The sequence below is a fragment of the Polaromonas sp. genome (assembly GCF_030689685.1).
GTDB lineage: Bacteria > Pseudomonadota > Gammaproteobacteria > Burkholderiales > Burkholderiaceae_C > Polaromonas.
On the sequence record NZ_JAUYEY010000089.1, the window covers coordinates 15,771 to 37,062 of the forward strand.

A 21,292-nucleotide genomic window follows, 5' to 3' on the forward strand; every position below is an offset into this window, starting at 1 on the left:
GCGCTATTTTCCATAGGGGGCATCTCCAGAAAAAAGCCCTCGACATGATGACGGGGGCCAGTATCTCGAAAGCCAGTTTTAGGCCCGCTCAAGCCAATGCCTGAGCCAACTCAGGACCATCAGTCCTTGGCGTAGATATCCACGTCCTTGGTTTCCCTGACGAACAGCATGCCAATGACAAAAGTCATACCGGCAACAATGATCGGGTACCACAGGCCGTTGTACATGTCGCCGGTCTGCGCCACGATGGCAAACGCCGTGGTGGGCATCAGACCGCCGAACCAGCCGTTACCGATGTGATAGGGCAGGCTCATCGAGGTGTAGCGGATGCGGGTCGGGAACAGTTCCACCAGCATGGCTGCAATCGGGGCATACACCATGGTCACCAGCAAGACCAGGTAGCTCAGAATGAGAATCACCATGAACTTGTCGACCTTGGCCGGGTCCGCCTTGGCCGGGTAGCCGGCAGCCCGGAGTGCATCAACCACAGCTTTCTTGAACTCCGTATCCTTGACTTTTGCTTCAGCCGGCGGCAAACCTTTGGCTGTGTAGACGGGTACAACCGTCTCGCCAATTGTGATGGTGGCAGGAACGCCAGCAGCAGCCGGTGCGTTGCTGTAACTCACCGAATTGCTGGCGAGAACCTGCTTGGCGATATCGCACGCGCTGGTGAATTTCACGGTGCCGGTTGGGTTGAACTGGAAAGAGCATTGCGCCGGGTCTACCGTCACAACCACCTTGCTTTTAAGTTGCGCAGCATGCAGTTCGGGATTAGCCGCTTTGGTCAAGGCTGTGAATACGGGAAAGTACGTCACCACCGCCAGCAACAGACCGGTCATGATAATCGGCTTGCGGCCAATCTTGTCCGAGAGTTTGCCGAAAACAATGAAAAAAGGCGTGGCGACAACCAGCGAGACAGCAACAAAAAGGTTGGCGGAAACGCCTTCCACTTTCAGCGATTGCGTCAGGAAGAACAGCGCATAGAACTGACCCGAATACCACACCACTGCCTGGCCGGCGACGATGCCGAACAGCGCCAGGATGACAATCTTCAGGTTTTTCCACTGGCCGAAGGACTCGGACAAGGGAGCCTTGGAGGTCTTGCCTTCAGCTTTCATCTTCACGAAAGCCGGTGACTCGTTCATCGACAAACGGATATACACCGAGATGGCCAGCAGGAAGATCGAACCCAGGAAAGGAACACGCCAGCCCCAGTCAGCAAAAGCAGCTTCGCCCACGATGGTACGCGTGGCCAGAATCACCATCAGCGACAGAAAAAGACCCATCGTCGCGGTGGTCTGAATCCAGGCTGTGTATTCACCGCGTTTGCCATGGGGCGCGTGCTCTGCCACATAGACCACAGCACCGCCATACTCGCCACCCAGCGCCAGGCCCTGCAGCATACGAAGGGCGATCAAAAGCACGGGCGCAGCGACACCAATCGCAGCGTAGTTGGGCAGCAAACCGACAATGAAGGTCGACAAGCCCATGATCACGATGGTGATCAGAAAGGTATATTTGCGGCCGACCATGTCGCCAAGGCGACCAAATACCAGAGCGCCGAATGGGCGAACGATGAAGCCGGCAGCAAATGCGAGCAGGGCGAAAATGAAGGCAGAGCCTTCATCCAGACCGCTGAAGAACTGCTTGGCAATGATCGCGGCGAGCGAGCCGTACAGGTAAAAGTCGTACCACTCAAATACGGTACCCAACGATGAAGCGAGGATAACTTTCTTCTGCTCCCTCGACATGGGTTGGTTATCGGCTGCTGTTGCCATGATGCTTTCTCCAATAAATAACGCCCCCGAGATGAAGGCTGCACCGATTATTTTTGGAGACACTGACCCAGCTCTGACGTGAAACCAACAGGAGCTTTCGCGAAACTTATCGACTGCTGACAAGCCAAGGGAAAACCCCTGAATGGATTTTCAGGATGCGAAGAAAGCCGTATCGTTCATGGTTTTGGGCGGGTGGTACCTGACTCTAGCTGACGTGCCGCATCCCAGTCAGGGCCATCAAACCACGCATTGCCCAGCAAGTAGGCGCGCAGCATGGGCAAGGCGTCCAGGCCCCAGAACAACTTGCCGTCAACCGCGATGGTGGGCACACCAAACACGCCCTGCCTGATGGCTTCATCGGTATGCGCCTTCAGGTCAGCCTTGACCTCCACGCTGCCGGGCGCGCGTGGCGGCGCCAGCAGCGCCGTCATCTGGTCCAGGCGTGACGCGTCAGCCGCGTCCGCACCGCCGCACCACACATGCCGCAGCAGCGTCTCGCACACATAGCGGTTCGGCGTGCCTTTTGCACCGCAGGCCACAGCCAGGCGCAGCAGGGGCAAGGGGTTGAAGGGATGCAGCGCTGGCAACTGGAGCGCGACGCCTTGCTCGCGCGCCATCCACAGCACCTGGCGGTAAGTCCATTCGCGTTTGCCGACAATCTCGGCCGGGCCGAGTTGCCCATGGTGTTTCAGCAGGCCGGCAAACAGCAGCGGCTTGTAGGTGACGCTGTAGCTGATGCCCTTGAGCGCTTCCGGCAATTTCTCGAACGCCAGGTAGGCATAGGGCGAGATGAAGTCAAGGTAGAAGGTGATGTGTTTCATGAGCAATACCCATCACGCGTGGGAAGCATCAAGCCTGCAGCGCAACAATGCGCTGTTCAATCAGGTTCCAGACCGCGCGTTTGCCGCCATCGCTGGTCTGGCTCCAACCGGCGATCTCGTCGCGTGTGCGAAAGCAGCCTTCGCACCACCCCGTGCGCGCGCTCATGCGGCATACCGAGATGCAGGGCGATGGAAGATTGAGGGCCTCAGCCCTTATCTGGTGGGCATGTGCAGCTACTAAATCAATAGCATGTTGCTGCGACACCTGTGCCTGCACCGGGTCCACTACCACGTCAGCCACCGGCGCACCCGTCAGGTCCACCAACTGCTGCGGGCTCAGCTTGAACACGCCGTGCGGATGGCCCGCCGCCGCCCAGATCTCTTCAAAACGAAACAGGCTCTGGTCGATCAGCGTGACCAGCGGCGTGGCGTGCGCCAGCGGCGAGACGCCGCCTATCGAAAATCCGGTACGCGCCTTGACGAACTCTGCGTCGGCCCGGCCGAGGCGTTTTCCGTCAGGGCAAGCCAGGGCCTCGACCTTGCGCTCGTCGACCCGCTGGTCGCCAGCGGTGATGACCAGCACAGCGGCGTCATCCGACTTGCGGCGGAAGATGATGCTCTTGGCAATCTGGCCGAGCATGATGCCCAGCGCATCGGCCGCCTGCTGCGCCGTGCGCGCCGCATCGTCGAGCATCATGGGCGAATGCGGATGGCCATGTTTTTCCAGCATCGCGGTGACCCGCTGCACGCCTTCAGGAAGCACCTTGAGCTCACTGCGGCACACGTTATAAGCCCCCACGTTCGCGCACTGCGTGTCGCTCTCTGCCCCCCGAGAGGGCCGCTGCGCCTGCGGCCCGGCGAAGCCGGTTCTGCGGCCCCTGCTTGAAGGGGAAGTTGCCTCCGCGTTTTTTGCTCAACGCCGCGCGCATCAACCGGCCCTCTTGTTGAGCAAGGCCGTCGCCGCACGCGAATTGGGCTTGCGCTCCAGGAAGTCGCTGATGAACTTGCCGGCATCGATCAGTTTGTCCAGGTCGATGCCGGTCTCTATGCCCATGCCCTGCAGCATGTAGACCACGTCTTCGGTGGCCACGTTACCGGTGGCGCCCTTGGCATACGGGCAGCCACCGAGGCCGGCCGACGAGGTGTCGTACTGCCAGATGCCCATCTGCAGGCTGGCCAGCGTGTTGCCCAGCGCCTGGCCGTAGGTGTCGTGAAAATGCCCGGAGATATCGTCGACGCCGTAATGCTGCAGCGCCGCTTCCATGGCGCGCTCGACCTTGACCGGCGTGCCCACGCCAATGGTGTCGGCCACGCCGATGTGCTGGACACCGATCTCCCTGAGCAGGCGGGCGACCATGGCGACGCGTTCCGGCGCAATCTCACCTTCGTAAGGGCAACCCACAGCGCAGGAAATCGCGCCGCGCACATAGATGTTGTTCGCACGCGCCGCTTCAGCCACCGGCCGAAACCGCTCGATGCTTTCGGAAATCGAGCAGTTGATGTTGCGCTGGCTGAAAGCCTCGCTGGCGGCTGCGAACACCACGATCTCGTCGGGCTTCGACAACACCGCCGCCTCAAAACCCTTCATGTTGGGCGTCAGCACCGAATAACGCACGCCTGGCTTGCGCGTGATGCCGGCCATGACCTCGGCGGCATCGGCCATCTGCGGCACCCATTTGGGCGAGACAAAACTGGTGACCTCGATCTCAGTGAGGCCGGCGTCCTGCAGGCGGTGCACGAGCTCGATCTTGACCGCCGCAGGCACTGGCGCCTTTTCGTTCTGCAGACCGTCGCGCGGGCCGACATCGACGATTTTGATTTTGGATGGATATTTCATAAGCTCAGTATCCTTTTTTCGGGTCAACCACACCGGCAAGGCTGCTTATCGGCGTCCCGTTTTCCACGGCCCTGATTTTCCCGGCGATCTGCGCAATGGTTTCCTCACGCAGCGTACGCGCCGAGGTGTGCGGCGTGATGTTGATTTTCGTGTGTTTCCAGAAAGCGTGCTCCGCAGGCAGCGGCTCGGCGCGAAACACGTCCAGCATGGCCCCGGCAATGTGGCCGTTGTTGATCAGCGCGATCAGGTCTTCGTCCACCAGATGCGCGCCGCGCGCCACGTTGATGACATAGGCGCCGGGCTGCAGCTTCGAGAGCGTGTCCCGGTTCATGATGTTTGTTGTCTCCGGTGTCAGCGGCAGCAGGCAGACCAGGATACGTGTGGCTGCCAGGAAATCCGCCATGCCCGCATCCCCTGAAAAACATTGAACACCTTTAACATTTTTGGGTGAACGGCTCCAGCCTTTTACCGGAAAGTCAAACTGCGCCAGCGTGCGCGCCACGCGGTCGCCCAGCACACCCAGCCCCATCACACCCACCGGAAAGTCGGCACGCAGGTGCGGCTTGCGGTAAGACCATTTGCCGCCAACGATGTCGGCCTCGTAACCATCAAACTCGCGAAAATGCCGGATCACCGCATGGCTCACATACTCGGCCATCTGCACCGACATGCCGGCATCGTCAAGCCGCACCACCAAGGCCTTGGGCGGCAGCTTGAGTTTCAGCAGGGCATCAACGCCGGCGCCGATGTTGAACAGCGCCTTGAGCTGCGGCTGCTCGTCGAGGAACTGCTGCGGCGGTGTCCAGACCACCCCAAAGTCAGCCGGTGGCGCGCCAGGCGCCCAGTCCTCAACACTTTCTGCGGGAAACTCCGCACGCAGGCCGGCGACCCAGGGCTCGGCCTTGGCGCCGGTGCAACAAAAAAGAATATTCATGGCCTCAATTGTGCCGCCACCGTGCCCCGCAAGTTGCCGGCCCTCAGCTTGCGATTTTGAGCAGCTCGGCCCCCTCGGTGACCTGGTCACCGGGCGCATACAGCAGCTCCTGCACCACGCCGTCGGCCGGCGCGGCAATCGTGTGCTCCATTTTCATAGCCTCCATCACGGCCAGTGCCTGGCCCTTGCTGACTTTGTCGCCCGCCTTCACGGCAAACGACACCACCTTGCCCGGCATGGGCGCAGTCAGGCGCCCGGCTTCGCCATGGGCTTCACCCGCATGGGCCAGCCTATCCACCACCGTGATCTGTGTCGCGCCCTGGCGGGCGAACACATGCACCGCTTCACCGAGGCGATACAGGCGGGCCGTGAGCCGCTGGCCACCAAAAGTCAGTGTGACCGCCTCCCCTTCACGCGAGAACACCAGCAGGCCCTCTTCAGCGCCCACCGCCAGACGAAGCGCGCCGTCATGCAGGTAGGTCAATTCGGCTTTCGCCGGTTCGCCATGAAACTCAAACTCGAAGCGGCGCAGGGCCACGCCGTGCGAACGCCAGCCGTCGCGCTTGCTGAAGGGGTCGGCTGTCTCCAGCGCCTTTTCTTCCAGAAGACGCCAGGCCACGGCGGCCGCAACGGCCGCCGAAAGCCCGATTTTTTCCTGGTTGAACAGTACGGCCTGCTCACGCGGAATCAGAGCCGTGTCCAGATCAGCCTCTGCAAACGAACGACTGCCCACCACATGGCGCAGGAACTGCACATTGGTGCTCAGGCCCACGATGTGCACCTGCGCCAGCGCCCCGTCCATGCGCGCCAGCGCCTGCTCGCGCGTGTCGCCATGCACGATCAGCTTGGCAATCATCGAGTCGTAAAACGGCGAGATCACATCGCCCTCGCGCACGCCGGCGTCCACGCGGACCAGGCCACGCTCGAAGGAAACGGATGGCGGCCCGCCGTACACGTGTAACCTGCCGGTGGCCGGCAAAAAATTGTTGTCCGGGTTTTCGGCGCAGATGCGTGCCTCGATGGCGTGGCCGTGGATGCGCAACTGCTCCTGCGCCAGCGGCAACTTCTCGCCCGAGGCCACGCGCAGTTGCCACTCCACCAGGTCCAGCCCGGTGATGGCTTCGGTCACCGGATGCTCGACCTGCAGGCGCGTGTTCATCTCCATGAAATAAAAGGCCCCCACGCTTGCCACTTCGTGTGCTGCGCTGCCCCCCGAGGGGGCTAATTTTCCTAGGGGCGGCCCGTCGGAAAATTGCTCTTCATGTTCTTTAGGTGGCTGCTCAACAATGAACTCGACCGTGCCCGCGCCCACATAGTGGACCGCCCGCGCTGCCGCCACCGCCGCTTCGCCCATTTGCTGGCGCATGGCCTGCGTCATGCCCGGCGCCGGGGCTTCTTCCAGCACTTTCTGGTGCCGGCGCTGCACCGAGCAGTCGCGCTCAAACAGGTAGACATAGTTGCCGTGGCTGTCACCGAACACCTGGATTTCGATGTGGCGCGGCCGCTGCGCATACTTTTCAACCAGTACCGCGTCGTCACCAAAGCTGTTGATGGCCTCACGTTTGCAGGACGCCAGCGCGGCGTCGAAGTCTTCCGACTTCTCCACTGCACGCATGCCCTTGCCGCCGCCACCGGCGCTGGCCTTGATCAGCACCGGGTAGCCGATGCGGTCGGCTTCGCGCTTGAGCAGCGCCGGGTCCTGGTCGCTGCCGTGGTAACCGGGCACCAGCGGCACGCCGGCTTTTTCCATCAGGCGTTTGGACTCTGCCTTCAGACCCATGGCCTTGATGGCCGGCGCCGGCGGGCCGATGAAGACCAGACCTGCTGCAGCGCAAGCCTGGGCGAACTCCTCGTTTTCGCTGAGAAAACCATAACCAGGGTGAATCGCCTCGGCACCCGTGGCTTTCGCTGCTGCGATGATTTTTTCCCAGCGCAGATAGCTGTCCTTGGGCGCGCTGTCGCCGATGTGGATGGCCTCGTCGCACGCACTCACATGTTTGGCGTCTGCGTCGGCGTCGGAATACACGGCGACCGTCTGGATGGCCATGCGCCTGGCCGTAGCCGCCACTCTGCAGGCGATTTCACCGCGATTGGCGATCAGTATTTTTTTAAACATGGTGGGCGTCCGCGGTGAAATCGCCTGCGCACGCTTCGCGTGCCATGCAATGTAGCTTCGCTGCTGCGCCGCTTTGCGGCTGGTCACTGCGGTTGGCGATCAGAATTTTCTTAAACATGTCAGTCGTTCTTTTTTGAAAAAGGAAATTTCAGGGTGAAGGCCGGTGCCGGCCCGCTGTCGGGTTGGCCGCTGAAAATGCGGGCCACACGCACAAACAGTTGCCGCAGAAAACGCCAGCAGGTTCGGATCAGCCAGACACTGAGCACCAGCACCAGAACCAGCACGCCGACAAACACCAGCGGATACGCAATGGCCAGCCACAGGCCCGCCGGCACCAGGCTGTCCTCCACCAACGAAGCGCCCACATTGCTGAACGGTTCGGGCGAGGTGTTGATAGCCGCGCGCGTTGTGGCCTTGGCAGTGTGGCTGGTGGCGGCCAGCGTGCCGCCCATCAGCGCGGCCACCAACGCCATCAGCCCGCTGTCGGCGCCGAAAACACCGGCCGCCAGCGCCGCGCCGGCAGGAATACGGATGACGGTGTGCACCACGTCCCACAGCGAGTCCAGCCCCGGAATCTTGTCGGCAAAAAACTCGACGAACACCATGAAACCGCTGGCGCCCAGCACCACCGGGTGTGCCAGCAGGTGCAGGCCTTGCGGCAAGGGGATCCAGCCCATGAAACCGGCCAGCCCCGTCAGCAGCACCACCAGGTAGAGCCGCACGCCACTGGCCCAGCCGAGCGCGCCGGCCAGGGCGATCAGTTGCGCGGTGTCCATGGTTTGCATCTACACCCCCTCCGTCCACACCACGTCGTCATCGACCGAATAGAGCTTGCAATCTGTCTTGGCGAAACGCTTGCAGTTGTCGAGTGCTCGTCTGAGCGGGTCTTCACCGCCATCGGCCCAGGCCCAGGCTCCGCTAGGCCCAATGGCAAATGCCCTGGGGACCAGCTTGGTGAGGTAGACCTTGTAGCCGTTGCGGCCCGACTCCTTGACGTGAGGCAATCGGGTTTCGTCCTCCAGGGGTGCAAAAGATGTCTTCGGCGGGATGGGCGTCAACCCGGCAGTCTTGTACTTCGAAAACTCCGCTTGCGGCTCGCTGGGCAGCCCTACAGCGGCCAGCAATCGGGTAACTTCTGGCTGCCAAATCGGTGCGCCAGCCCGCGAGCCAAACATAGAATGCGCATCCGAGCCAAACTTGCCAAAAGCGATCAGCTTCGCCTTGCCTCCTGCAGCGTTGTAGCGTGCAAACATCGCCTGGAATGTATCGGTGTTGAAGTAGCTGTCGTTATCACCATAAAACCATAGCGACGGCAGGCGGGTTTCTTTTCCATAGTCGGCTGCGGCCCGGGCAAGCCCTCCCTCCCAGTCGATACAACCTTCCTGTCGCAGCCCGCCAGCAAAGTTCACCAGTGCTTTCACACCCGGATAGTTTTGCGGGCCAAAGGCAAGCGTGGTCCAACCCCCGTGCGATTGACCCACTACGACAACGCGCTGGCTGTCTGCCCATGGCTGGGCTGTCACGTGGTCGAGCACCGCTTTCACGTCAGATGCCTGAACCCTTCCGTTGCTTTCGACATTGCAGCCGCCACCGATGTAGCTGCCCCCTGATTTGGAGAAGCCCTGCCGCATGGGCACCACCACCGCGTACCCGCGCTGCATGAAGTAGCGGGCAGCCAGCGCGGGCCGGTACCGCGACTGGAAACGGGGATCGCCCAGGGCTTTTCCATGATTGATCACTGCTATCGGGAAAGGGCCGGGACCGTCGGGTTTGTAGAGCGTGGTCTCCAACTCTAGCGTGAACAGCCCCGCCTTGGGCACCTGAATCACCACTTCATTGATTGACTCGTTAAGCTCTGCGGGCTGTGCCCGCAGCTGGAGTGGTGCGCCAGCCAGCAGGGCAACAAGCAGGGTCAGTGTTTTTTTATCCATGGCTGATGAGTTGGGTGTTCAGGCAGACAGCAACCAGCTCGGCTTGCGCTTCTGCAAAAACGACTGCACGCCCTCGCGTCCCTCGGGGCTGACGCGGATGTCGGCAATGCCTTCAACCGTCATCTGGATCAGCGACGGCGTGATCTCCTGCTGCGCCACGTCCTGCACCAGCATCTTGCACAGCTTCACAGCCTCCGGGCCCGCGTTGACCAGCGCTTTTGCGAGTTCCGCCACCTTGGCATCAAGTTCTGCGGCAAGCACCACCACATGCACAAAACCGATGCGCAGGGCCTCGGCCGCATCAAAACGTTCGGCTGTTAAAAAATAACGGTGCGCCGCACGCGCGCCCATGGCGCGGATCACGTAAGGGCTGATGGTCGCGGGAATCAGGCCTAACTTCACCTCGCTCAGGCAATACCCGGCCGTATCCACCGACACAGCGATGTCGCAGGCCGCCACCAGCCCGGTGCCGCCGGCATACACATCGCCCTGCACTTTCGCAATCGTCGGTTTCGGGCAGGCGTAAATCACACGCAGCATCTCGGCCAGCGCACCGGCGTCAGCGACATTTTCGTCGCGCGTGTAGTCGGCCATGCGTTTCATCCAGTTCAGGTCGGCGCCAGCGCAAAAAGCCGTGCCATTGGCGGCTAGCACGATGCAGCGCACTTCCTCGCGTTTTCCGAGCTCGATGAACACCGCCGTCAGTTCAGCGATCACCTCGTCGTTGAAGGCGTTGCGGACCTCGGGCCGGTTCAGCGTGACGGTGGAAACGCCGCCGCCGAAAGTCAATTCAAGGTGTTTCATTAGGTGGGTCCATCTCAGTAGCGTTTGGCAACTTCTTCCAGCATCACTTCTGTCGCGCCGCCACCAATCGCCAGCACGCGCGCATCGCGCCACAGCCGTTCAATAGCTGTCTCGCGAATGAACCCCATGCCGCCATGAAACTGCTGGCAGGTCTGCACCACCTCGTTGACCAGCTCGCCGGTCAAGGCCTTGAGCATGGAGACGTCCTGCACAATGTCGTGGCCCTGGGTCACGCGCCAGGCGCAGTGGTACATGAAGGCGCGTGCGGCTCGCGTCTTGGCGTCCAGCATGGCCAGGCGCTGGCGTATCACCTGCTGGTCCCACAGCGGCCCGCCAAATGCGTGGCGCTGACGCACGTAGTCGAGCGTGAGCTTGAGCGCCTGCTGGCAATGGCCCACAGCCATTGCGCCCAGGGCGATGCGCTCGGTCTGGAAGTTTTTCATCACCGAATAAAAACCTTTGCCTTCCTCGCCCAGCAGGTTACCGGCGGGAATGCGCACATTGTCGAAAATCAGCTCGGCCGTGTCCGACGACAACCAGCCGGTTTTTTTCAATGCCCGCCCGACAGTAAAGCCCGGCGTGTTCTTCTCGACAATGAACATCGAGATGTCGCGCTTGCCCGGCCCGGTTTTCGCCGCGACGAAGTACAGATCGGCGTGCACACCGTTGGTGATGAACATCTTGGTGCCGTTGAGGATCCAGCCGTCGCCATGGCGTTTGGCCGTGCTGCGTATGCCCGCCACATCCGAGCCGGCGCCCGGCTCGGTGATGCCGACTGCGGTGATCAGCTCGCCCGTTATTACCTTCTTCAAGTACTTGTCTTTCTGCGCCGCATTGCCTGCGTGATGCAGATGCGGGCTGGCCATGTCGGTATGGACCAGCACCGTGATGATGAAGCCGGCAAAGGTGGACTGCGACAGCGCCTCGGCGAACACCAGGTTGGTCATTGCGTCGGCGTCGGCACCGCCGTACTGTTCTTCGTACATCAGACCGAACAGGCCGGCCTGGCCCATGCGGCGCAGCACATCGCGCGGCACAAAGCCCTGCTCTTCCCAGGCGGCGGCGTGCGGCTCGACTTCTTTGGCGATGAAGCGCGCAATCTGGTCGCGCAAGGATTCATGTTCGGGGGTGAGGTAGATGTTTTCCATATTTGATTTTTTTGCTCAATGCCGCCAGCCGCGCAAGCCGCGAAGGTCTTCGAAAGCAGCGAAGTCACGATCACGATGCAGCAGCGCGTAGTCCCGCTCGATGCAAAACGTCGCCACCAGCACGTCGATGGAGCTGCGCACCGTGATGCCCTGGCCGCGCAGGCTACGGTAATGTTGCGCCGCAGCCAGCACCGTTTCATTGCCGCCGACGGACTCGACGCTGAGTGTTTGCATCAGCAGACGCGCCTGCCTGTAATCGCGCTCGTGCCTGAATCCGCGCAGCACTTCGAACAGCACCAGATCGGGCACGACCAACCTCACCTCGCCGTGATCCAGCAGCTGCTCCAGCAGTTGCGCAGCCGGCTGGTCCGCGCCATTGAAGAAGTCGATCCAGACACTCGAATCAACGACGAGCACGGGACTTCCTCGGCGCAGGCTCGCTCGCGACGAGCGCACCGGAGCCCTCGGCTGGCTGGGTCCAGTCAATGCTTTCGTCGCCCTCCCATTTGAGCTTGCCGCGCCACTTCAAAATCTCGCGGTAAGCGGCTTGCCGGGCGAGAAGTTTCAAACCAGCCTCGACGGCGGCCTTCTTGGTCTTGTACGGCCCGGCCTTCATCGCCTCAGCGATGAGTTGTTCGTCTATGACGATGTTGGTTCGCATGATGTGTATAAGTACATTAAATGACACACATTCTACATGCCACTACATCCTGAACACGCCGAACTTCGGCTCGGGAATCGGTGCGTTCAGGCTGGCGCGCAGGCCCAGCGCCAGCACGCGGCGTGTGTCCGCCGGGTCGATCACGCCGTCGTCCCACAAACGAGCGCTCGAGTAATAAGGATGCGACTGGCGTTCAAACTGGTCCAGCATCGGCTGCTTGAAGGCTTTTTCTTCCTCGGCGCTCCACTGGCCGCCCTTGGCTTCGATGGCGTCGCGCCGCACACTGGCCAGCACCGACGAGGCCTGCTCGCCACCCATTACACAAATACGCGCGTTCGGCCACATCCACAAAAAACGCGGGCTGTAGGCGCGGCCGCACATGCCGTAATTGCCGGCACCGAAACTGCCGCCGATGATGATGGTGAACTTGGGCACCTGGGCCGTGGCCACCGCCATCACCATCTTGGCGCCGTGGCGCGCAATGCCCTCGGCTTCGTACTTGCGGCCGACCATGAAGCCGGTGATGTTCTGTAAAAACACCAACGGGATTTTGCGCTGGCAACACAGCTCGATGAAGTGCGCGCCCTTCTGCGCCGACTCGCTGAACAAGATCCCGTTGTTGGCGATGATGCCGACCGGCATGCCTTCAATATGCGCAAAGCCGGTGACCAAGGTGGCGCCAAAGCGCGCCTTGAATTCGTCAAACTCGCTGCCATCGACGATGCGGGCAATGATCTCGCGCACATCGTATGGCTTGCGCGTGTCGGTGGGCACCACGCCATAGACCTCGTCTGCTGCATATTCAGGAGCACGCGGCGCCCGGTTGACAAGGGCTAGAGGCATATTTTTATTGAAATTTTCGTTCAGGTTGACCACTGCGGCCCGCGCCAGCGCCAGCGCGTGGGCATCGTTCTGCGCCAGGTAGTCGGCCACGCCCGACAGGCGGGTGTGCACGTCGCCGCCGCCCAGGTCTTCGGCCGTCACAATCTCGCCAGTGGCAGCCTTCACCAGCGGCGGGCCGCCGAGAAAAATCGTGCCCTGATTCTTGACGATGATGGTTTCGTCGCTCATGGCCGGCACATAGGCGCCGCCCGCCGTGCAACTGCCCATGACGACAGCGATCTGCGCAATGCCCAGCGCGCTCATGTTGGCCTGGTTGTAGAAAATGCGGCCGAAATGGTCGCGGTCAGGAAACACGTCGTCCTGGTTCGGCAAATTGGCGCCGCCCGAATCGACCAGGTAAATACAGGGCAGACGGTTTTGCTGCGCCACTTCCTGTGCGCGCAAATGTTTTTTCACCGTCATCGGGTAGTAGGTACCACCCTTGACCGTGGCGTCGTTGCACACAATCACGCAGTCCACGCCGCTGACACGGCCAATGCCGGTGATCACGCCGGCACACGGTGCGCTGTCGCTGCCATCCCGGTCCGGGTACATGGCCAGCGCCGCCAGCGGGGCCAGTTCCAGGAAGGGTGTGCCGGGGTCCAGCAGCATCTGCACCCGCTCACGCGGCGGCAGCTTGCCACGCGCCACGTGTTTGGCCCGGGCGGCTTCGCCGCCGCCGGCAGCGGCCTTGGCTACCTGCACCTGCAGGTCGGCCACCAGTACGCGCATGGCGGCGGCATTGGCCTGAAAATCCGCAGAGCGGGCGTTGAGTTTTGTCTCCAGAACTGGCATGTTGTCCTCATCGCGGCACGCGCGGCCGCACATCAGCCACACCTTAACGCCAAACCGCCCGGCACGGACCCGGGAAGCTCCCAAGTGAGCGCCGCAGAGGTTGCAAATCGTGCCAAGTTAACGCAAACTTCGCCCATGCCTGCCCGCCGCCTGCCCGCCCCACCCGCGCCGCCGGTTGCGGCCACCCCCATGGTTTTTGCACGGGTGATCACAGTGGCCTACGAAAGAAATGGCCAGAGCCCGTCCCGTGCACTGAAGCAGGCACAGATCACGCCAAGCAGGTTACAGCAGCCGGACGCGCACATCACCGCCCGGCAGATGGAAGTGCTCTCAGGTGCCGCCATGCAGGAGCTGGACGACGAAGCGCTGGGGGCCTTCTCCCGCAAACTGCCCTGGGGCAGCTACGGCATGCTGGCCCGGGCCTCGCTCAGCGCGCCCGACCTGGGCGTGGCGCTCAAACGCTGGTGCCGCCACCACGGCCTGCTGGCCGACGACATCCGCCTCAGGCTGGTGACCACCGGCCATGACGACAACAAAGTCGCCGCCATCACCATCGAGGAGTGCACCGATCTGGGCCGCCACGGCGAGGCCGCGCGCGCCTTCTGCCTGGTGCATGTGCTGCGCAACATCCACGGCCTGGCCTGCTGGTACATAGCCTCGCGCATACCGCTACAGGGCGCGCGCTTCCCGTTTGCTGCGCCCCCGCATGCCGATGCTTATGGCCTGATGTTTCCCGGCCCGCTGCAGTTCGACGCGGCACAGGCCGAGATTCGTTTTGATGCACGCTACCTGGCCCTGCCCTTGCGCCGCGATGAAAAAGCCCTGACCCAAATGCTGCAGCGCGCCCTGCCACTGACCGTGCTGCAATACCGGCGCGACCGCCTGCTGGTGCAGCAGGTAAGACAAGTGCTGGCCGCGCATCCCGACCAGGCGCATAACGCCAGCGGCGTGGCCGCGCTGCTCAACATCTCGACTCGCACCCTGCACCGGCAATTGAAAGAAGAAAGCGCGTCGCTGCAGGCGCTGAAAGACGAGGTACGTTTCGAGCGCGCAAAGGATTTGCTGAACCGCAGCGACAAGCCGGTCAAACAGGTGGCCGCAGCCGCAGGCTTTCGGAATGAAAAGAGTTTTATCCGCGCGTTCCGCCAATGGTCAGGCGTTCCGCCGACGGAGTTTCGCGCTATTGATCCGGCACGAGTTATTCATGAAGCGACGTAAGCGACTTTAGGGTCACCGAAGTATTTTTTCACCCGCTCCGATGTTTGCTCAAGCATCGTCATGTGTTCAGTGGCAGCAGCCCTGAGTTTTGCTTTTGTTCGTACGGGCACTTTGGACGTGATCGCATGCTTGAGGTCTGCGTTTAACCTCTCTTCAGGATTGAGCTCAGGGCTATAGCTTGGCAAATAGAACAACTCAATCTTCTGGGCGTTTTCCAGCGCCCAGGCTTTGACGGGCTTGCTGTGATGAACCCTCAAGTTGTCCAGTATCAGGAACACTTTGCGCTGTGTATCTTTGATCAACGCCCCAAGAAACTCAATCAGCTTGTCCGAGTTAAACGACTCATCAATGATCATCCAGCGCGTCTTGCCTTGATTGGTCACAGTCGCAATCATCGACAGCTTGTGGCGCGTGCCGCCGACAGCAAACGTCACGGGTGTTTTGCCCACTGGCGCGTAGCTCCTGCCCCTGACGTCGGTGTTGACTAGCGCGGTCTCATCGCCCCAGTGAATTTCAGCACCTTCTGCCTTGGCTTTGGCTTCAATGGCGGGGGACTGCTCATCGAGCCACGCCTGGACGGCCTCAGGGCGCTGCTGATAGGCCTTTTTGATCGGCTTTTGCGGTGTAAATCCCCAACACGCCAGGTAGTTACCTACCGCCCGAATAGACAGCTTGATGCCTAGGCTCAGCTCGATGTGCTGGCGCACTGCGGGTCTGCTCCACAAGGCAAAATTCATCTTCAATTGCTCGGGGCGTTTGTCGCAAATCGTTTGGGCAATGTTCTGCTCTTGTTCAGGGCTCAGGCTGCGTCCGCTGCCCGGCTTCTTGCCGCGTATACCGGGCTTTAGCGTAGCACTCGCGCCTGCACCGTGCAGGCGTAACGCGGTGTTGACGGCCGTCCAGCTCAACCCCGTAAGTTCCACGATCTGCATCACACCAACACCCTTGCGGTGCATGCGTATGACTTGCTTGCGGCGCTCATGCAGTACTTCTCGCGACTGCTTGCGGGCATCTTCTTTTTGCATGAGCTGTTGACTTCGAAAATCATCAAAAGTTCATTTATAAATCGTGCCAAGTCTATAGTATCCGTCGAGATGGGCTCTGCTGCAGCGGCCCGGGCTTGCAGAGACAACGCATGACGGCGCGCTGCAAGTCCACTAGACTCCTCGAACCAAAAAACAAAGGAGACAACCCATGCGCCACCTCTCGATCAAACCCCTGCTCTCCGCCGCCCTCGGCCTCGCCATGTTGTTCGGCGCTGCTACCGGCGCACTGGCCCAGACCAAACCCAAAGTGACGGACGCCGGCGACAAGCCCGCCTCTTCCATCTACATCGGCAACAGCTTCTTTTATTACAACAACAGCCTGCACAACCATGTGGGCCAGTTGATCGCCGCCGGCCAGCCCGGCTTTCGGCACCGCGCCAGCTCGGCCACCATCAGCGGCTCGGGCATGAACTGGCACGACGTGGACAGCTACTTCCGCCCCAACGCCGTCGGCTCCTATTCCTTCGGCGCCAACAACACCGTCAGCTTCAACAAGCTGGACCGCTTGTTCGACCTGGCGATCATGATGGACTGCAGCCAGTGCCCGCTGCACCCGCAGCTCAAGCCGCTGTTCCATGAGTTCGCTAAGAAGCATTCAGACACGGTGCGCAAACACGGCGCCAAGCCGGTGTTGTTCATGTCTTGGGCGTACAAGGACGTGCCGTCCATGACGGCCGAACTCGCCGAGGCCTATACCCAGGCCGGCAACGACAACAACGCACTCGTCATTCCCGCAGGCCTGGCCTTCGGCAAGTCGATTGCGAAGATGCCGCAGCTTGATTTGTACGTGCCCGACCTGCGCCACCCCAGCGTGGCCGGCAGCTATTTGGCCGCGTGTGTGACCTATGCGACGCTGTTCAAGGCATCACCAATAGACCTGAAGTACACAGCCGGCCTGGACCCGGCGATTGCGAAACATCTGCAGACCGTGGCTTGGGAGACGGTGCAGGAGTATTTCAAGCCCTGAGTTGAGATTACTTGAAGCAATGTGAAATCCTCATTACGCAGGAACTGCTAATGAGCGCGAGCCTAAATCGCCAATAAAATTTCACCCTCGGAATACGGTCGATCTTCCTTGTAAATCACTACATAACCTGGAAGGGCCGTTACCTGCCATTCGGACCCTAGAGCGGTTTTAACGAGTCTCAATACCCGTTCCGCCGTTAGCCCCTTCTTGGCGGGAATAGTGATCCGTGTCTCGACCAGATCATCATGAGGTCGTTTGCCGCCACCGCCAGCAGTCTGCGCACGAATCAGATAGGGGACGGCCTTCTTTAGTTTGACCAAAACATCATTCACGGACTGCGCTTTACCATTCGCGCCAACATCGACCGAAAGCTGGAGTTGTATAGGAAACTTCTTGTCGAAATGATGCTCTTTGAGCTTAGTAGTATCTCTTTCCCTGCCTGGATCATTCGCGCCAAATCCACTGTTATTCCATGAATTTGTACTCGTGAGCCCAAAATGGGCAATCAGCAACTCTTCCAGATCCATGGCAGTGAATACGTAAATTCGCACTGCTTTGAATGTGACCCGACTGCTATTGAGGCTGATGCGACCTTGTATTTTTTTGCTGTGACGCCGCAGCCTAGTCTGTAGTCCTGCGTCCGCATCCGTTTTTCCGATGTAGACAAGCTCTCCATCCAGGAACAATTGATATATGCCTTGCTGGTTTTCAACCGTTGAAACGTGTTTCTCGGTGAGCGTGGCACTGGGCATCTCATCCAAGAGTGCTACCAATGCCTGAATCAAGGCCGTCGGAAGATCGAATTCGAGTTCTTCAAAATAGGTCCGCAAGCTCATCCCCAGAGGAGTTACAACTGACGGATCATGCCAAACTTTTATGCGGCCTCAAACTCGGGGCTTGGCGAGAATCTGTCGAGGCGACCTACAGTGCCACATTCAATGCCCTATGCCCCGTGACTTTTAACATCTTGGCCCCGGCGGTTCGCAATTTTTATGCGGCCAGCTTTTCGCGCCCCACTGTTACCAAATTGGATGCCATCCATCGGCCCACAGCCTCGGAAAGTTGGGAAGGCACCGCATTTCCAAGCTGCCTCATGCTTTCACTCCATGACCGAGGAAATTCGTACGTATCGGGAAGACCTTGCAACCGTGCTGACTCTCGAATCGAAAAATATCGAACAGATCCATTGTCGAGGACCATCATGTTTTCCCCGCCGGGTACTCCATGGTCGCCTGCTTTCAACGCCTTGGCAGGTTGATCCAACGGGCTACCCGTATGTCCAGGGTAAATGCGAGCGCCTGGTTGAAAAATGTGATTTGATTTCCCGTCTGGTTCCCCCAACCCCAGCAACGCATCACGCACCGTTACCCAAGGCTTTTCCGTCGGCTCAAACAAATTTTCTTGCAAGCGCGAGACCACCGCACGATCAGATGAAGGCATGAACTTTTCGGATGGAGAAGTAATACCGTGCCGTTTCCAATACTCACCCGTCACCCATTGGTCCCATAACAGACGCTGTCGAGAGTGTGTTGGTGCAGGGGAGGTAAGACGTGCCCCAAGATCTCTGCGAAGTCCCGCGACAATAACTCGATGCCGTTTTTGTGGCGCGCCATAGTCCGCCGCATTAACCAAAACGACCATCACGTCATACAACGCTGGCGCCCGTCGTGCTTCTAGTCGTGCCATATGACTTTCATGTGTTTCATTGGCCCTGCGCGTTAAAGTCGGATGTCGCAAATGTGCAGTGATCCAACGCAAATAATGCGCAAAGGTCGGACGAGCAATTCCCCTGACGTTTTCAAATAAAAAGGTTCGAGGAGAAGTTTCTCGCACCGCTCGAATTGCTTCAGGCCACATGTCACGAGAGTCGTCCTCGCCACGATGCTTGCCTCCAATTGAGAAAGGTTGGCACGGAGGACCACCAGCGACCAAGTCCAGCTCGCCTGCGTAGGGAGCCCATTGAACTTGGCGAACATCTCCTTGTCGTAAGGGCCAGTCTTTTATGTGCCGCAAACCACGACGCTGGTTATGGACGACGGTAAATACCGCCTCCTCATTCCACTCGACCATGAGATCGTGCTTGAATCCCGCACGTGAAAGGCCCAACGCCAATCCACCACAACCACTAAAAAGTTCGATGCTCCGCATCTGGTCTCCCATCCCTTAAGAATTTCTATGCCTCGCAGCTAAACTATTGGCTCGCAAGTGCCTTAGCCTTGTGCGGCTTGTCTGTATCCGCTGATTTGGGGAAAAGGCTTGGTTGCATTCCGCCCACCCGCTGCTCTGCGAAACTACGCATGAAATCTCTAAGCACTTCAGACGCACTACGATTTTCAACATCGCACGCCCCTTGGAAAGAATCACGAAGTTCTTTTTCGACCCGAATTCGAATGCCAACGTCCTTGGATGTCATGCAGCGACTCTACCAGTTGGATACACATTTGTGTATCCACTATTTACTGTCTATTTATACAGTAAAAATCAAAACCGCACAAGGATTAAATGGAAATGGAAGTGTGTTTTTGTTCAAATATTTGCTGAACTTCGCAACTGCATTTCGAGGGCGCTCGGTTAGCTCAATAGCAGTTCACGCGGCATAAAAAAGGCTTCCACCCGGGAAGCCTTTTTCTTTGAGCAGCAGAAGTTACCTTCAGCCAGCCACATCCTCAGTCACTTTTTCAGTAACGCCAATGCGGTCCAGCGCCTCCGCCAGGTTGGCGACCGTCTTGTCGACGTTGTGCCATTTCTCCAGGCCGAACAGGCCGATGCGGAAGCTCATGAAATCCGCACCTTCGTCGCACTGCAGCGGCACGCCGGCGGCGGTTTGCAAACCCTCGGCGAGGAACTTCTTGCTGGACTGGATCTCGGGGTCGGTGGTGTAGCTGACCACGACGCCCGGGGCCTTGAAGCCTTCGGCGGCAACGCTGGGCAGGCCGCGCGATTCAAACAGTTGGCGGACCTTGCCGCCCAGGGCGATTTGTTCATCGCGGACTTTGGCAAAGCCGTAGGCCTGGGTTTCCTTCATGGCGGCGCGCAGGCGCGTGAGGGCATCGGTGGGCAGGGTGGCGTGGTAGGCGTGGCCGCCTTTTTCGTAGGTCTCCATGATCTGCATCCACTTTTTCAGGTCGCAGGCAAAGCTGGAGCTGGTGGTGCCGTCGATGGCGGCGCGGGCGCGCTCGCTGAGCATGACCATGGCGCAGCAGGGTGAGCTGCTCCAGCCTTTTTGCGGGGCCGAGATCAGGATGTCGACACCGGTGGCTTTCATGTCGACCCACATGGCGCCGGAGGCGATGCAGTCGAGCACGAACAAGCCGCCCACGGCGTGCACGGCTTCAGCCACGGCTTTGAGGTAATCGTTGGGCAGGATCATGCCGGCGGCGGTTTCCACGTGCGGGGCAAACACAACAGCGGGTTTTTCTTTGGCAATCACGGCCTGCACTTCGGCAATCGGCGCCGGCACCCACGGGGCTTGCGCGCCCTTGGCGGTCTGGCGCGCCTTCAGCACGGTGGACGAGGCAGGGATGTTGCCCGTGTCGAAGATCTGCGTCCAGCGGTAGCTGAACCAGCCGTTGCGGATGACCATCACGTGTGTGCCATGGGCAAACTGGCGGGCCACGGCTTCCATGCCGTAGGTGCCGCTGCCGGGCACCAGCACGGCGGAAGGGGCGTTGTAGACCTCTTTCAGGATGCTGGAGATGTCCGTCATCACGCCCTGGAAACTTTTGGACATGTGGTTGAGCGCGCGGTCGGTGTAGACCACCGAGAATTCAAGCAAACCGTCAGGGTCCACGTTGGGCAGCAATCCAGGCATAGGGTTCTCTCTCGGGGAGGTTGGAAAAGTCGGAAAGGCAGCTTAGCACGGGGGGCCTGCCAGTGCAGGCGCTGCGTTTTGCGGGCGGCTACAGGGGTGCCAGCATGGATCCCAGATCGAGTCCGGGATGACAAATCGGGGCGTCTGACGCTATGAATTCAATAGCTATCTGCCAATGACAGGCATGGGCTGGAGTCCTATTTGACGTATAAACTAGCCGGTGTTTTACCGGAGATGACCGGCCAGCTCGTCCATGTCGGTAAAGACCCATGCGGCACCGGCCTGGCGCAAGGCCGTCGGCGCATCATGCCCGGTCTCTGGCGGGCTGTAGCCAAACACAGTCGCCCCAGCCGCCAGGCCAGACATGACGCCCGGCACCGTGTCTTCGACCACCGCGCAGCACCTAGTCTTACTGTGTCATAAAATATGCTATTATTTCAATAGCATCAATTCTGACCGGAGGCTTTATGGACGCAGCCAAGGAGTTCAATCGTTACATCTCTCATTTGTCCGAGGGACTCGGGCATGCTGACCGCCACGCGG

21 protein-coding genes and 1 pseudogene are annotated in these 21,292 nt (G+C 60.0%); 2 read left to right on the forward strand and 20 right to left on the reverse strand.

Annotated elements, in window-relative coordinates; all coding sequences use genetic code 11:
• Positions 1–119 precede the first annotated feature (119 nt).
• The 14 genes from Q8O29_RS18655 to Q8O29_RS18720 form a co-directional block, all read right to left on the reverse strand.
• Positions 120–1,778, reverse strand: a complete 1,659-nt coding sequence (locus Q8O29_RS18655; protein ID WP_305565553.1) for an MFS transporter — start codon at positions 1,776–1,778, stop codon at positions 120–122.
• A 176-nt stretch (positions 1,779–1,954) separates the two neighbouring features.
• On the reverse strand, positions 1,955–2,599 hold the full coding sequence (locus tag Q8O29_RS18660) for a 2-hydroxychromene-2-carboxylate isomerase (RefSeq protein ID WP_305565555.1): 645 nt from the start codon (positions 2,597–2,599) through the stop codon (positions 1,955–1,957).
• A 28-nt stretch (positions 2,600–2,627) separates the two neighbouring features.
• Positions 2,628–3,398 (reverse strand): YbaK/EbsC family protein, encoded by a 771-nt coding sequence (locus Q8O29_RS18665; protein WP_305565557.1) that lies wholly within the window; start codon positions 3,396–3,398, stop codon positions 2,628–2,630.
• A 129-nt stretch (positions 3,399–3,527) separates the two neighbouring features.
• A complete protein-coding gene (locus Q8O29_RS18670) occupies positions 3,528–4,436 on the reverse strand; it encodes a hydroxymethylglutaryl-CoA lyase (protein ID WP_305565559.1) in 909 nt (302 codons plus the stop codon).
• A 4-nt stretch (positions 4,437–4,440) separates the two neighbouring features.
• A complete protein-coding gene (locus Q8O29_RS18675) occupies positions 4,441–5,370 on the reverse strand; it encodes a glyoxylate/hydroxypyruvate reductase A (protein WP_305565561.1) in 930 nt (309 codons plus the stop codon).
• Positions 5,371–5,413: 43 nt separating this feature from the next.
• Positions 5,414–7,486 carry an acetyl/propionyl/methylcrotonyl-CoA carboxylase subunit alpha gene (locus Q8O29_RS18680; protein ID WP_305565563.1) on the reverse strand — a complete coding sequence of 691 codons (2,073 nt, stop codon included), beginning with the start codon at positions 7,484–7,486 and terminating at the stop codon, positions 5,414–5,416.
• Entirely contained in the window at positions 7,479–7,604 is a 126-nt protein-coding gene (locus Q8O29_RS18685; RefSeq protein ID WP_305565565.1) for a hypothetical protein, read from the reverse strand. The genes Q8O29_RS18680 and Q8O29_RS18685 overlap by 8 nt, the downstream gene beginning before the upstream one ends.
• 1 nt (position 7,605) lies before the next feature.
• Positions 7,606–8,271 carry a DUF4126 domain-containing protein gene (locus Q8O29_RS18690; RefSeq protein WP_305565567.1) on the reverse strand — a complete coding sequence of 222 codons (666 nt, stop codon included), beginning with the start codon at positions 8,269–8,271 and terminating at the stop codon, positions 7,606–7,608.
• The gene (locus Q8O29_RS18695; RefSeq protein ID WP_305565569.1) at positions 8,272–9,417 is read right to left on the reverse strand and encodes a dienelactone hydrolase family protein; all 1,146 of its coding nucleotides are present in this window, start codon (positions 9,415–9,417) and stop codon (positions 8,272–8,274) included. It abuts the gene before it with no gap.
• 18 nt (positions 9,418–9,435) lie between these two features.
• Entirely contained in the window at positions 9,436–10,221 is a 786-nt protein-coding gene (locus tag Q8O29_RS18700; RefSeq protein ID WP_305565571.1) for an enoyl-CoA hydratase/isomerase family protein, read from the reverse strand.
• 14 nt (positions 10,222–10,235) lie between these two features.
• Complete coding sequence (locus tag Q8O29_RS18705) at positions 10,236–11,369, reverse strand: acyl-CoA dehydrogenase family protein (protein ID WP_305565573.1); 1,134 nt, start codon at positions 11,367–11,369, stop codon at positions 10,236–10,238.
• 15 nt (positions 11,370–11,384) lie between these two features.
• Positions 11,385–11,786: a PIN domain nuclease gene (locus tag Q8O29_RS18710; protein WP_305565575.1), complete on the reverse strand. Its 402-nt coding sequence runs from the start codon at positions 11,784–11,786 to the stop codon at positions 11,385–11,387.
• On the reverse strand, positions 11,773–12,030 hold the full coding sequence (locus Q8O29_RS18715; protein ID WP_305565577.1) for a type II toxin-antitoxin system VapB family antitoxin: 258 nt from the start codon (positions 12,028–12,030) through the stop codon (positions 11,773–11,775). The genes Q8O29_RS18710 and Q8O29_RS18715 overlap by 14 nt, the downstream gene beginning before the upstream one ends.
• 42 nt (positions 12,031–12,072) lie before the next feature.
• Positions 12,073–13,707 carry a carboxyl transferase domain-containing protein gene (locus tag Q8O29_RS18720; protein WP_305565579.1) on the reverse strand — a complete coding sequence of 545 codons (1,635 nt, stop codon included), beginning with the start codon at positions 13,705–13,707 and terminating at the stop codon, positions 12,073–12,075.
• Positions 13,708–13,842: 135 nt separating this feature from the next.
• Between Q8O29_RS18720 and Q8O29_RS18725 the strand changes: the two genes are divergently transcribed.
• Positions 13,843–14,925: an AraC family transcriptional regulator gene (locus tag Q8O29_RS18725; protein ID WP_305565581.1), complete on the forward strand. Its 1,083-nt coding sequence runs from the start codon at positions 13,843–13,845 to the stop codon at positions 14,923–14,925.
• On the opposite strand, the gene Q8O29_RS18730 is transcribed toward Q8O29_RS18725, so the two are convergent.
• Positions 14,910–15,950 carry an IS630 family transposase gene (locus Q8O29_RS18730; protein WP_305565583.1) on the reverse strand — a complete coding sequence of 347 codons (1,041 nt, stop codon included), beginning with the start codon at positions 15,948–15,950 and terminating at the stop codon, positions 14,910–14,912. The two genes, Q8O29_RS18725 and Q8O29_RS18730, sit on opposite strands and share 16 nt — an antisense overlap.
• 169 nt (positions 15,951–16,119) lie before the next feature.
• Here Q8O29_RS18730 and Q8O29_RS18735 point away from each other — a divergent pair, with 169 nt between their 5' ends.
• The gene (locus tag Q8O29_RS18735; protein WP_305565585.1) at positions 16,120–16,938 is read left to right on the forward strand and encodes a hypothetical protein; all 819 of its coding nucleotides are present in this window, start codon (positions 16,120–16,122) and stop codon (positions 16,936–16,938) included.
• A 62-nt stretch (positions 16,939–17,000) separates the two neighbouring features.
• Here the strand turns inward: Q8O29_RS18735 and Q8O29_RS18740 are convergent, their stop codons facing one another.
• The 5 genes and pseudogenes from Q8O29_RS18740 to Q8O29_RS18760 all read right to left on the reverse strand — a co-directional run.
• A complete protein-coding gene (locus Q8O29_RS18740; protein WP_305565587.1) occupies positions 17,001–17,774 on the reverse strand; it encodes a GIY-YIG nuclease family protein in 774 nt (257 codons plus the stop codon).
• A 154-nt stretch (positions 17,775–17,928) separates the two neighbouring features.
• A complete protein-coding gene (locus Q8O29_RS18745) occupies positions 17,929–19,098 on the reverse strand; it encodes a DNA cytosine methyltransferase (protein ID WP_305565589.1) in 1,170 nt (389 codons plus the stop codon).
• Between the two features lie 31 nt (positions 19,099–19,129).
• On the reverse strand, positions 19,130–19,351 hold the full coding sequence (locus Q8O29_RS18750) for a hypothetical protein (protein ID WP_305565591.1): 222 nt from the start codon (positions 19,349–19,351) through the stop codon (positions 19,130–19,132).
• Between the two features lie 237 nt (positions 19,352–19,588).
• Positions 19,589–20,749 carry an aminotransferase class V-fold PLP-dependent enzyme gene (locus Q8O29_RS18755; protein WP_305565593.1) on the reverse strand — a complete coding sequence of 387 codons (1,161 nt, stop codon included), beginning with the start codon at positions 20,747–20,749 and terminating at the stop codon, positions 19,589–19,591.
• Positions 20,750–20,974: 225 nt separating this feature from the next.
• Positions 20,975–21,148: pseudogene (locus Q8O29_RS18760) on the reverse strand (HAD family hydrolase); the annotation flags it as partial.
• Positions 21,149–21,292: the final 144 nt, after the last annotated feature.

What these genes read in the sequence shown, in the direction of transcription:
- Q8O29_RS18655 (WP_305565553.1), bottom strand. Translation starts at nt 1,778, where the DNA reads ATGGCAACAGCAGCCGATAACCAACCCATGTCGAGGGAGCAGAAGAAA.
- Q8O29_RS18660 (WP_305565555.1), bottom strand. Translation starts at nt 2,599, where the DNA reads ATGAAACACATCACCTTCTACCTTGACTTCATCTCGCCCTATGCCTAC.
- Q8O29_RS18670 (WP_305565559.1), bottom strand. Translation starts at nt 4,436, where the DNA reads ATGAAATATCCATCCAAAATCAAAATCGTCGATGTCGGCCCGCGCGAC.
- Q8O29_RS18675 (WP_305565561.1), bottom strand. Translation starts at nt 5,370, where the DNA reads ATGAATATTCTTTTTTGTTGCACCGGCGCCAAGGCCGAGCCCTGGGTC.
- Q8O29_RS18680 (WP_305565563.1), bottom strand. Translation starts at nt 7,486, where the DNA reads ATGTTTAAAAAAATACTGATCGCCAATCGCGGTGAAATCGCCTGCAGA.
- Q8O29_RS18685 (WP_305565565.1), bottom strand. Translation starts at nt 7,604, where the DNA reads ATGTTTAAGAAAATTCTGATCGCCAACCGCAGTGACCAGCCGCAAAGC.
- Q8O29_RS18690 (WP_305565567.1), bottom strand. Translation starts at nt 8,271, where the DNA reads ATGCAAACCATGGACACCGCGCAACTGATCGCCCTGGCCGGCGCGCTC.
- Q8O29_RS18695 (WP_305565569.1), bottom strand. Translation starts at nt 9,417, where the DNA reads ATGGATAAAAAAACACTGACCCTGCTTGTTGCCCTGCTGGCTGGCGCA.
- Q8O29_RS18700 (WP_305565571.1), bottom strand. Translation starts at nt 10,221, where the DNA reads ATGAAACACCTTGAATTGACTTTCGGCGGCGGCGTTTCCACCGTCACG.
- Q8O29_RS18705 (WP_305565573.1), bottom strand. Translation starts at nt 11,369, where the DNA reads ATGGAAAACATCTACCTCACCCCCGAACATGAATCCTTGCGCGACCAG.
- Q8O29_RS18715 (WP_305565577.1), bottom strand. Translation starts at nt 12,030, where the DNA reads ATGCGAACCAACATCGTCATAGACGAACAACTCATCGCTGAGGCGATG.
- Q8O29_RS18720 (WP_305565579.1), bottom strand. Translation starts at nt 13,707, where the DNA reads ATGCCAGTTCTGGAGACAAAACTCAACGCCCGCTCTGCGGATTTTCAG.
- Q8O29_RS18725 (WP_305565581.1), top strand. Translation starts at nt 13,843, where the DNA reads ATGCCTGCCCGCCGCCTGCCCGCCCCACCCGCGCCGCCGGTTGCGGCC.
- Q8O29_RS18730 (WP_305565583.1), bottom strand. Translation starts at nt 15,950, where the DNA reads ATGCAAAAAGAAGATGCCCGCAAGCAGTCGCGAGAAGTACTGCATGAG.
- Q8O29_RS18735 (WP_305565585.1), top strand. Translation starts at nt 16,120, where the DNA reads ATGCGCCACCTCTCGATCAAACCCCTGCTCTCCGCCGCCCTCGGCCTC.
- Q8O29_RS18740 (WP_305565587.1), bottom strand. Translation starts at nt 17,774, where the DNA reads ATGAGCTTGCGGACCTATTTTGAAGAACTCGAATTCGATCTTCCGACG.
- Q8O29_RS18745 (WP_305565589.1), bottom strand. Translation starts at nt 19,098, where the DNA reads ATGGGAGACCAGATGCGGAGCATCGAACTTTTTAGTGGTTGTGGTGGA.
- Q8O29_RS18750 (WP_305565591.1), bottom strand. Translation starts at nt 19,351, where the DNA reads ATGACATCCAAGGACGTTGGCATTCGAATTCGGGTCGAAAAAGAACTT.
- Q8O29_RS18755 (WP_305565593.1), bottom strand. Translation starts at nt 20,749, where the DNA reads ATGCCTGGATTGCTGCCCAACGTGGACCCTGACGGTTTGCTTGAATTC.